This window comes from Pseudonocardia sp. N23 (assembly GCF_002583555.1).
Taxonomy (GTDB): Bacteria; Actinomycetota; Actinomycetes; order Mycobacteriales; family Pseudonocardiaceae; genus Pseudonocardia.
Genome location: NZ_BEGX01000173.1, coordinates 1 through 356 on the forward strand (window position 1 = coordinate 1; position 356 = coordinate 356).

The window sequence follows — 356 nt, forward strand, 5'->3', positions numbered from 1 at the left end:
GCCGACGCCCCACCACCTCGCACCACCGTCTGCCAGGCACTCGGGGAAGTGACCGGTGGAATCTCTACCAAATTGCTCCGGCGCACTGGTACTCTTGTCTGATGGACGCTAGCAGCGTGACGAACGATCTCCGGCGCAGGCTTGCCGCCCGCGAATGGGCTCCGGGCGAGCAGATCGACACCTTTCGCATGATCCAGCAGAAATACGGCATCAGCGGTGTCAGCGGCGTCCAGAATGCGCTCGCGCCGCTGATCCAGGAAGGGCTGCTCGAGGGTCGGCAGGGCCGCGGCACTTACGTCCTGCGCCTGCCGAGCCCGACGCCGGAGCCCACATCGGCCGAGCAGGCGCGCGCCCAG

General features: G+C 67.4%; 1 protein-coding gene. It reads left to right on the plus strand.

What is annotated here, in order from left to right:
• Positions 1 to 116: 116 nt before the first annotated feature.
• Positions 117 to 356, plus strand: a 240-nt coding sequence (locus TOK_RS31445; RefSeq protein ID WP_172457900.1) for a GntR family transcriptional regulator, incomplete at its 3' end; no start/stop codon positions are given.